Here is a 7,997-nt window from a genome sequence, read left to right as displayed (position 1 = left end):
ACACCGCCACCGCCATATCAGGCGATGTCTGGTTCTCGTCGGAAAATCTCCACACCGAGCCTCGCAAGCAACGGTGATTTTCCAAAATTTCGTCCTGTCCTGTCGGACCGGTGGCTCGTCGCCCGTCCTTGGGCTGAAGTCCGCCACGACGGCGTGGACCGAAGAACGGGAGCATTGGAATGAGAAAGATTATCTCTGCGACATTCGTCAGCCTCGACGGCGTCATGCAGGCGCCCGGCGGCCCGCAAGAGGATCCGGTCGGCGGCTTCAAGTTCGGCGGCTGGACCTTCCATTACTTCGACGAGGCGGGGGGCGCGGCGATGGATGAACTGTTCTCCAAGCCTTTCGCCCTGCTTCTCGGCCGCAGGACCTACGATATCTTCGCCGCCTACTGGCCATATCAGAAAGATCCGATCGCGGATGCCTTCAACCCTGCGACCAAATATGTCGCGACGCATCGGCCCGACACCCTCACCTGGCAGAACACGCAATCGCTCGGGCCTGATATCGTTGCGGAGTTGCGCCGCCTCAAGCAGGAGGATGGACCCGACCTGCTCATCCAGGGATCGGGCAACCTGATCCGAACGCTGCTCGCCAACGGGCTGATCGACGAGATCCGGCTGATGGTCTTCCCGCTGTTGCTGGGTAACGGCAAGCGGCTGTTCGGCGACAGCGCGATCCCGGCCGCCTTCAAGCTCATTAAGTCGCAGGCAACCGGCACCGGCGTCATCATGGCGACCTACGAACGCGCGGGCGAGGTCAAGGTCGGGTCGTTTGTCACGGGAGAGCCGTCGGAAGCCGAGCTCGAGCGGCGCAGGAATTGGAAGTAGCAGGACCTGGGTTCCTCGCCCCACGATGAAAGATCGACCCCCACTCCGTCGAGCTTCGCTCGACACCTCTCCCCCGGTTGACGGGGTAGAGGAACGGCGCGAACCTACCTCAGCTGGCACCTTTCCTCTCCCTCCGGAGGGGGGAGAGCGACGGGGGAGAGGAACCCCAGTTCTGAGAAGCTTCAAGCAGCGACTGGTCGCCGCGCCAGCCCTTCCCGTATATGCCGTGCGAATTCCTGCGCCGCGGGCCCTACCCCATGCCTCGGCAGATGCAGGTTGATGGCAAAATTCGGCAGCGGCGGCAGGCCGGACTCCGATGGCAATATGTCGAGATCGGCTGGCACCGTGGAGGCCAGCCAGGTGGTGACGGCGAGGTCGGAGCGCACCGTCGCGGTCGTCGCGTCGATGTTGCCGTTCTCGAACACGGTGCGCCACTCCAGCCCATGCTCACCGAGCGCCGCCAGCACAGCCGGCCGGAAAGCGCAGGTGTCGGCGACGATCGAGACCGGCAGCGGCCGCTTGGCGCGGGCAACGCCGCCCTTGGCACCGACCCAGACCAGCCGGTCAACGACGAGGCATTCGCCGGCCGACGGGCCGGCGCATTCCTCGATCACGGCAAGGTCGATGGTCCCGGCCGCAAGGGCAGCAGTCAATTCTGGCGACGAGGCGCAGACCAGCGATATCTCGACCTGCGGATAGGTCTCGGCATAGGTCTTCAGCACCGGCGCCAGCAAGGTGCCGACAAGGTCGTAGGGCACGCCGAGCCGCACCTGGCCGGCCACCGGGCTCCCAGCCATTTCGGCCCAGATCTCGTCATTCAAGGCCAGCAGCCGCTTGCCCCTGCCGAATAGCTGTTCACCGGCGCGCGTCAGCCGCAAGCCGCGCCGGTCGCGCTCGAAGAGGCTCGAGCCGAACGCCTCCTCCAGCCGTTTGACCTGCTGGCTGACAGCACCTTGCGTCAGGTGCAGTGCATTGGCCGCCGCTGTCATGCTGGCCTTGTCGGCGACGGTGATAAAGGTGCGGATCAGCGCCATGTCGAGATTTCGGATCATGGTTGGCATTATGCTTGCTAATGTCAACCATAGCAAACATTGCATTTACTGAAGTTCGTGCGCAGCTACGATGGCAGCCCTCCCACCGAGGACGCCGCATGCTCGAGCCCATTTTCCCGCTCATCCTGTTTGCCATCGTCGCCACCACCACGCCCGGCATCGCCACGACCCTGTCGACGGCATCGGGCGCGCAGTTCGGCTTTCGCCGTTCCGTACCCCTGCTGATCGGCAGCGCCGCCGGCCTCGCCACGGTGACGAGCGCCGCCGCCGCCGGGCTCGCCGGCCTGCTGCTCGCCGTGCCCTCGCTGCAACTGGCGATGAAGGTCACCGGCTCACTTTATCTCGTCTGGCTGGCGATCAAGATCGGCCGCAGCGGACCGCCTAATCTGGATGTGAACATGACCAGGCCGAACAGCTTTCTCGGCGGCGCCGGCATTCAATGGATGAACCCGAAGGGATGGGCGATGGGACTGGGCGCCGCGGCGTCGTTCGCGGCATTGGCCAGCGGACCGATGCAGCTCGCGCTGCTGCTCGGCGCCACTTTCGGCCTCGCGGCCGCCGCCTCGCTTTCACTGTGGTGCGTGGCCGGCATGGTGCTGGCGCGGCTGCTCAAGACCGAGTGGCAATGGCGCGCGCTCAACGTCGTGCTGGCGCTGGTGCTGGCCGCCTCGATCATTCCGATGTGGCGGTCGGTGTAAAGCGCTCAAGCCAAAACCCGCGCCAGCCCCCCACCCGGGCCTTCGGTCCGACCTCCCCACAAGGGGGAGGTAGGGAGCGCGCCTTTTCCAAGCCTCAAGGAGGGTGGCGCGCGCCCCTAACCTTCCCCCTTATGGGGGTCCGAAGGTGGGCGAGACCCGTGGCTCGCCCCGGCAAGTCGCTGCGAAGCAGCGGGCTGGGGGTCCTGGTTCGCAAAGCAAACCAGCCCCTCAACCGTCAAACCCCGTAACGCGCCGCCGGCTTGTCGGCGTGCAGGCTGCCGTAGAAGGCTTGCCGGGCGCCGAGGAATGTGTCGAGCTTGGCCGCATCGGCAAGCGCGGGCACGGTGACCGCCTCGCCTTTGGCCAAGCCGACAAGTGCGGCATCGACCATGTCGTCGGCGGTCATGATGATCTCCTTCGGAACGTTTGCGATATCGGTGCCGGCAAGTTCCCAGAAATCGGTCCGGGTCGCGCCCGGCAGCACCACCTGCACCTTCACATTGGTGCCCTCGACCTCACGGTGCAGGGCTTCGGTGAAGTTGACCACATAAGCTTTGGTGCCGCTGTAGATGCCGCCGAAGGAGGTGTCGAAGGCGAGCACCGAGGCGATGTTGACGATGCCGCCGCGGTTGCGTGCCAAAAGCCCCGGCAGCACGGCGCGGGTTAGACGCGTCAAGGCGATGGTGTTGACCTTGATCATGCGCTCGGCCGCGTCGACATCGGCGGTGGCCACGACGGCCTGGCCGCCGATGCCGGCATTGTTGACCAGCAGTGTGATGCTCTCGTCGGCTGTTACAGCTTGCTCGACGCGGCGCACATCATCGTCGTTTGCAAGATCGGCGCTGATCACGCCGACCTTGCGGCTATAGGTCTGGCGCAGCTTCCCGGCCAGTTCCTCCAGCCGGTCGGCGCGCCGCGCCACCAGCACCAGATCGTAGCCCTGCCCCGCCAGCCGGTCGGCATAGACCGCGCCGATGCCCGACGAAGCACCGGTGACGACCGCCGTGCCCTTGTTGCCCTGTCCACTCATTGTCCTGTTCCTTCTTCAACTGATCTTGTTCGTTTCGAATGACCCCGGCGCCGTGGCATCTGCCGCGCTGCCGGAAAGCCGCTTGATCTGATTTAGTGGCATATACCACTAATCGTGAAGTAGGCATATGCCACTATCTTGTCAATGAGACGGGCGGGGATTATTTGAGGGGAGCAGCCGGGCCTCATTCGCCGGCGCCAGGGACCATCATGTCAAAGGACAGCCTGCCCGGCCTCACGCTCTGCAACAACGCCGCGCTGCGCCGCGCGGCGCGCAAGCTCGGCAAGTTTTATGATGATGTGGTGGAGCCGTCAGGCCTCAAGGCGACGCAGCAGGGCCTGCTTTACCAGATCCATATGGGCGATGAGCCGGCGATGGGCGCCATCGCCACGTCGCTGATCATGGACCTGTCGGCGCTCGGCCACACGCTGAAACCGCTGATCCGCGACGGCTATGTCGAGACCTTCGCCGACCCGGAGGACCGCCGCGTCAAGCGTGTACGACTGACGCCAAAGGGCCTGGACAAGCTCGAGGAAGCGATGAAACTGTGGCAAATCGCCCAGCAGCGCTTCGAAGATGTCGTCGGCAAGGACAAGGCCGAAGATTTGCGCGCGGCTCTGGATGAGATCGCCGCGCTGGATTTTGATCTGCCGCCGGCCACGCCCTAAGGCCAGCGTTTGCCAAAGACTCTACTCGGCAGGCATTTCTACAGGCCGAGCCGCCCAGCGGCCGGCGACCACGACGCCAAGCCCGACGATCGGGAAGATCGCGGCCACTAGGCCGAGATCGGCCGGCGCGCCGTAGCGCAGCACGGCACCACCGACCACGGCACCCAGCGCCACGCCGAGATAGAGCGCCGAGGCGTTGAGCGACAGCACGATCGGGGCGGCATCGGGCGCCAGCTTGATGATGCGGCTCGCCTGCGCCGGCGGGAACGCCCAGCCGACGATGCCCCACGGCACCATCATCGCCATCAGCGCCGGCCCGGCAATATGGTGCGGCAGGAAGGTCGGGATGACCGACAATAAAACCAGCATGGCTGCACTCAGCGCCAGCGACCAGCCGACGGTGCGGGTCGCACCGAACCGGTCGGCGGCCTGGCCGCCGCCAATGTTGCCGATGACGGCGCCGACGCCGAAGGCGAGCAGCATGCCGGGCAGCGCGATCTGGCTGAGACCGCCGCCCTCGATGGCAAGCGGCGCGACATAGGCAAAGACGGTGAAGGCGCCGATCAGCGCCAGCACTGTCGTCAACAGGATCGGCATCACGCCGGGACGCAGCGCTGCCGCCAGCCTGCGCTTCAAGGGCAGCCTGGTGCCGACGATGCCCTGCGGCAGCCGGTACCACAGGATCGCGCCTGCAAGCGCGCCAAGGCCGGCGATGGCAAAGAAGGTGCCGCGCCAGCCGGCGACGGTGGCAACGAGCGCGCCGAGCGGCGCACCGAGCGCAACGGCCACAGTGGTGCCGCCGACGACGACGGCGATGGCACGCGCCCGGTGATGATCATCGACCAGCGCTACTGCGGTGCCCTGCGCGGTTGCGGCGAACAGGCCCGACGACAGCGCCATGACGATGCGCGCGACCAGCAGCAGTTCGAAGGAGGAACTCAAGGCGGCGGCGATGTTGCCGATGACGAAGAACACCAGCGTCCACAGGATGACGCGGCGCCGGTCCCATTCGCCGGTCAGCGTCGCGAGAATCGGCGTGCCGACCGCATAGGCGAGCGCGAAGGCGGTAATCAGCGTGCCGGCCAGCGGAATGGAGATGCCGGCATCCGCCGCGATGTCGGGCAGAAGGCTGGAGATGACGAAGCCTTCGGTCGAGATCGTGAACGATCCGAGCGCGAGCCAGAAGAGGCGCTTGTCCATGGCGGGATGTCCTTAGTTCAAAAGTTATTGAACAATTGGACATAACAGGGCATCATGTCAATGAAGCCAGGGAAAAATAGCTGAACCTTCCTGACAGCCCTGTGTCAGCACAGGCCGGGCGGGGTTCGCGCGAGACGGAGAAAGGCCACGTGGAGCCAACAATGATGGATGCGTTGAAATCGGACCCGACTGTGCTTAGTTTCGAGCCATGACCTTGCCACACCCCAATACGGACCAGATCAGCCTGCCGATCGTGCTTGGCGTGCTCGGCGACCCGACGCGGCTTGCCATCGTGCGCTATCTCGCCAGCAAGCAGGGCGTGCCGCTGAACTGCAGCCAGTTCCTCGATTTCGGCTCGAAGACCAATCTGAGCTACCACCTCGCCAAATTGCGCGAGGCCGGCGTCACCCGCGCCGAGGTGGTCGGCACCAACCGCATGATCACACTGCGCCGCGCCGATCTCGACGCCCGCTTCCCCGGCCTGCTCGACAGCGTCATCGCCGCCGCCGGCGACGATCCCGCACTGCCGGCGGTTGGCGGCCACGATATCGAAGTGCACGCCCGACCCTGAAGGACTTGGGTTCCTCGCCCACGAACGTGGGGAAAAGGAAAAGCGGCGTCACACAGGAGCTTCCCGAAATGCGCATCGCCGTCCTCGCCGACATCCACGGCAATGTGCTGGCGCTCGACGCCGTGCTTGACGACCTGCGCCGGCGCGGCGGCGCCGACCTGACCGTCAATCTCGGCGACAGCGTTTCCGGCCCGCTATGGCCGCGCGAAACGATGGAACGGCTGCAGGCGCTGAACCTGCCGACGGTGCGCGGCAACCACGACCGCCTTGTTGCCGCCGACCCCGCTGATGACACCATGTGGCCCTCCGACGTCTATGCGCAGGAGCGGCTGACCGAGGCACAGCGCCAGGTGCTGTTCGCCCAGCCGTTGACGCTGGAGATCGCACCCGGAATCATCGCTTTCCACGCCCGTCCCGACCATGACGAGAAATATCTCATTGATACGATCGCCAATGGCCAGCTGGTGCGCGCGCCGCTGACGGCGATCCGTCGGCGGCTGAAGGCGCTCGACCCGGCTTGCCGCATCGCGCTGTGCGGCCACAGCCACCGCGCGGAACTGATCCGCGTCCCCGACGGTCCCGTCATCTTCAATCCGGGCAGCATCGGCTGCCCTGCCTATGACGATTCCACGCCGCCGGCGCATGTCTCCGAGCAGGGCTCGCCGCATGCGCGCTACGGCATTGTCACCTCGGGCAGCAACGGCCAGCCTGACGGCTTCGAGGCCATCGCCGTCGACTACGACCACGAGGCGGCCGCCAGGCAGGCCGAACAAGCGGGCCGGCCGGAATGGGCTCACGCGCTCAGAACCGGGTTCATGCCCCTGCCCGGCTGAAGGCTGGCGAAACGGCGGCCCGAATTTTCGGGCTTACATGGCGCCGCGTCGTCCCTTATAAAACCGGCCGGGCTTGCGGCGGGCTCGATCCGCCGCGGCACGGTATCAGCGCACGGCCAAACGATGAGGCGCACAGTTACGCTCCGAACAAACCTCCATGCGCTGATTGCTGCTCCGCTGCTGATGACGGCGTGGCCGGTGATTGCCCCCGCTATGGCTGAAGAGATGGCCCAAGAGGCGCCGGAGCTCGTCATCTCCGTCGTCACCGGCCTGGCGCCGGACGACCTTCTCAAGGTCCGCACCACCGCATCGCCGGTCGCCACGGTCGAGGCGCGGCTGAGCAGCGGCGACATGGTCACCAATCTCGGCTGCAACGACATCAACGGCTACAAATGGTGCAAGGTCGAAAGCACGGGCAAGGAGAAGCTGAGCGGCTGGGCGCCGGCGCGCTATCTCATCCCCCTCAATCCGAACCCCTATGTCGAAGGTGAGCCAAGACCGGCCGGTGCGCCGGTGATTGCCTCCACCGGCAGTGGGGCCGAGCAGGCCTCGGCACCGGACCAATCGCAGGCCACCGGCTCAGCCGACAGCGCGCCGGTCGCACCGCCCGACCTGACGGCGCGGCTTGGCGGCGCCGGTCCGGCAGCCGAAAGCACGCCGAAATCGGCCGCGGAAATCGGCCACGCCGCCATGCAGGATGCGTACCTACTGGCGCTGGCGGCGCCTGACGTCCCGCTTGATTCCACTCCGACGCTGGCTTCTGGCCCCGAAATTCCCTGCGCCCGCTATGTCGGCCAGCCGATGGAGCGCTGCAAGGTCAGCGTGGTGCACAGCGCCGACAAGGCGAACATCACTGTGACCTGGCCCGATGGCGGCACGCGCATCATCTCTTTCCGTGCCGGCCAGCCGGCCGGTTCCGACGCGCCCGGCGACTTCCGCTTCACCAGGGAAGGTAGCCTCAACATGATCCGTGTCGGCGTCTCGGAGCGGTTTGAGATCACGGATCAGTTGGCGCTGGGGAATTAGAATTCAGGGGAGTAAGGGAGCAGGGAATAAGGGAGTGTGTTTGGAATTCTCTCGAACCCACCCTATTCCCCTATTCCCCTATTCCCCTA

10 protein-coding genes are annotated in these 7,997 nt (G+C 65.7%); 7 read left to right on the top strand and 3 right to left on the bottom strand.

The window, feature by feature from the left end; all coding sequences use genetic code 11:
* On the top strand, positions 1–183 hold a 183-nt coding region (locus EN932_RS38435; protein ID WP_206618953.1), incomplete at its 5' end, for a hypothetical protein.
* The gene (locus EN932_RS23115; protein WP_127369590.1) at positions 180–830 is read left to right on the top strand and encodes a dihydrofolate reductase family protein; all 651 of its coding nucleotides are present in this window, start codon (positions 180–182) and stop codon (positions 828–830) included. The genes EN932_RS38435 and EN932_RS23115, both read left to right, overlap by 4 nt.
* Before the next feature lie 182 nt (positions 831–1,012).
* On the opposite strand, the gene EN932_RS23105 is transcribed toward EN932_RS23115, so the two are convergent.
* Positions 1,013–1,882 (bottom strand): LysR substrate-binding domain-containing protein, encoded by an 870-nt coding sequence (locus EN932_RS23105; RefSeq protein ID WP_013530117.1) that lies wholly within the window; start codon positions 1,880–1,882, stop codon positions 1,013–1,015.
* Positions 1,883–1,980: 98 nt separating this feature from the next.
* On the opposite strand from EN932_RS23105, the gene EN932_RS23100 reads away from it, so the two are divergent.
* The gene (locus tag EN932_RS23100) at positions 1,981–2,580 is read left to right on the top strand and encodes a LysE family translocator (RefSeq protein ID WP_127369782.1); all 600 of its coding nucleotides are present in this window, start codon (positions 1,981–1,983) and stop codon (positions 2,578–2,580) included.
* Between the two features lie 235 nt (positions 2,581–2,815).
* On the opposite strand, the gene EN932_RS23095 is transcribed toward EN932_RS23100, so the two are convergent.
* Positions 2,816–3,610, bottom strand: coding sequence for an SDR family oxidoreductase (locus EN932_RS23095; protein WP_013530115.1), 795 nt, complete (start codon positions 3,608–3,610; stop codon positions 2,816–2,818).
* A 209-nt stretch (positions 3,611–3,819) separates the two neighbouring features.
* Between EN932_RS23095 and EN932_RS23090 the strand changes: the two genes are divergently transcribed.
* Positions 3,820–4,278, top strand: a complete 459-nt coding sequence (locus tag EN932_RS23090) for a MarR family winged helix-turn-helix transcriptional regulator (protein ID WP_013530114.1) — start codon at positions 3,820–3,822, stop codon at positions 4,276–4,278.
* Positions 4,279–4,299: 21 nt separating this feature from the next.
* Here EN932_RS23090 and EN932_RS23085 read toward each other — a convergent pair whose 3' ends face one another.
* Positions 4,300–5,478: an MFS transporter gene (locus tag EN932_RS23085; RefSeq protein ID WP_013530113.1), complete on the bottom strand. Its 1,179-nt coding sequence runs from the start codon at positions 5,476–5,478 to the stop codon at positions 4,300–4,302.
* Between the two features lie 208 nt (positions 5,479–5,686).
* Between EN932_RS23085 and EN932_RS23080 the strand changes: the two genes are divergently transcribed.
* The 3 genes from EN932_RS23080 (at position 5,687) to EN932_RS23070 (ending at position 7,908) form a co-directional block, all read left to right on the top strand.
* Positions 5,687–6,049: a helix-turn-helix transcriptional regulator gene (locus EN932_RS23080; RefSeq protein WP_013530112.1), complete on the top strand. Its 363-nt coding sequence runs from the start codon at positions 5,687–5,689 to the stop codon at positions 6,047–6,049.
* Positions 6,050–6,117: 68 nt separating this feature from the next.
* The gene (locus tag EN932_RS23075) at positions 6,118–6,882 is read left to right on the top strand and encodes a metallophosphoesterase family protein (protein WP_127370366.1); all 765 of its coding nucleotides are present in this window, start codon (positions 6,118–6,120) and stop codon (positions 6,880–6,882) included.
* A 123-nt stretch (positions 6,883–7,005) separates the two neighbouring features.
* On the top strand, positions 7,006–7,908 hold the full coding sequence (locus EN932_RS23070; protein ID WP_164766115.1) for an SH3 domain-containing protein: 903 nt from the start codon (positions 7,006–7,008) through the stop codon (positions 7,906–7,908).
* Positions 7,909–7,997: the final 89 nt, after the last annotated feature.

Source organism: Mesorhizobium sp. M7A.F.Ca.US.002.01.1.1 (assembly GCF_004022955.1).
Classification (GTDB): Bacteria; Pseudomonadota; Alphaproteobacteria; order Rhizobiales; family Rhizobiaceae; genus Mesorhizobium; species Mesorhizobium ciceri.
Note: the sequence above shows the minus strand (reverse complement) of the source record. Positions and strands in the feature narration are given on the sequence as shown.

Bases quoted from the DNA above. Each gene is read 5' to 3' on its own strand.
- EN932_RS23115 (WP_127369590.1), top strand. From the start codon at position 180: ATGAGAAAGATTATCTCTGCGACATTCGTCAGCCTCGACGGCGTCATG.
- EN932_RS23105 (WP_013530117.1), bottom strand. From the start codon at position 1,882: ATGATCCGAAATCTCGACATGGCGCTGATCCGCACCTTTATCACCGTC.
- EN932_RS23100 (WP_127369782.1), top strand. From the start codon at position 1,981: ATGCTCGAGCCCATTTTCCCGCTCATCCTGTTTGCCATCGTCGCCACC.
- EN932_RS23095 (WP_013530115.1), bottom strand. From the start codon at position 3,610: ATGAGTGGACAGGGCAACAAGGGCACGGCGGTCGTCACCGGTGCTTCG.
- EN932_RS23090 (WP_013530114.1), top strand. From the start codon at position 3,820: ATGTCAAAGGACAGCCTGCCCGGCCTCACGCTCTGCAACAACGCCGCG.
- EN932_RS23085 (WP_013530113.1), bottom strand. From the start codon at position 5,478: ATGGACAAGCGCCTCTTCTGGCTCGCGCTCGGATCGTTCACGATCTCG.
- EN932_RS23080 (WP_013530112.1), top strand. From the start codon at position 5,687: ATGACCTTGCCACACCCCAATACGGACCAGATCAGCCTGCCGATCGTG.
- EN932_RS23075 (WP_127370366.1), top strand. From the start codon at position 6,118: ATGCGCATCGCCGTCCTCGCCGACATCCACGGCAATGTGCTGGCGCTC.
- EN932_RS23070 (WP_164766115.1), top strand. From the start codon at position 7,006: ATGAGGCGCACAGTTACGCTCCGAACAAACCTCCATGCGCTGATTGCT.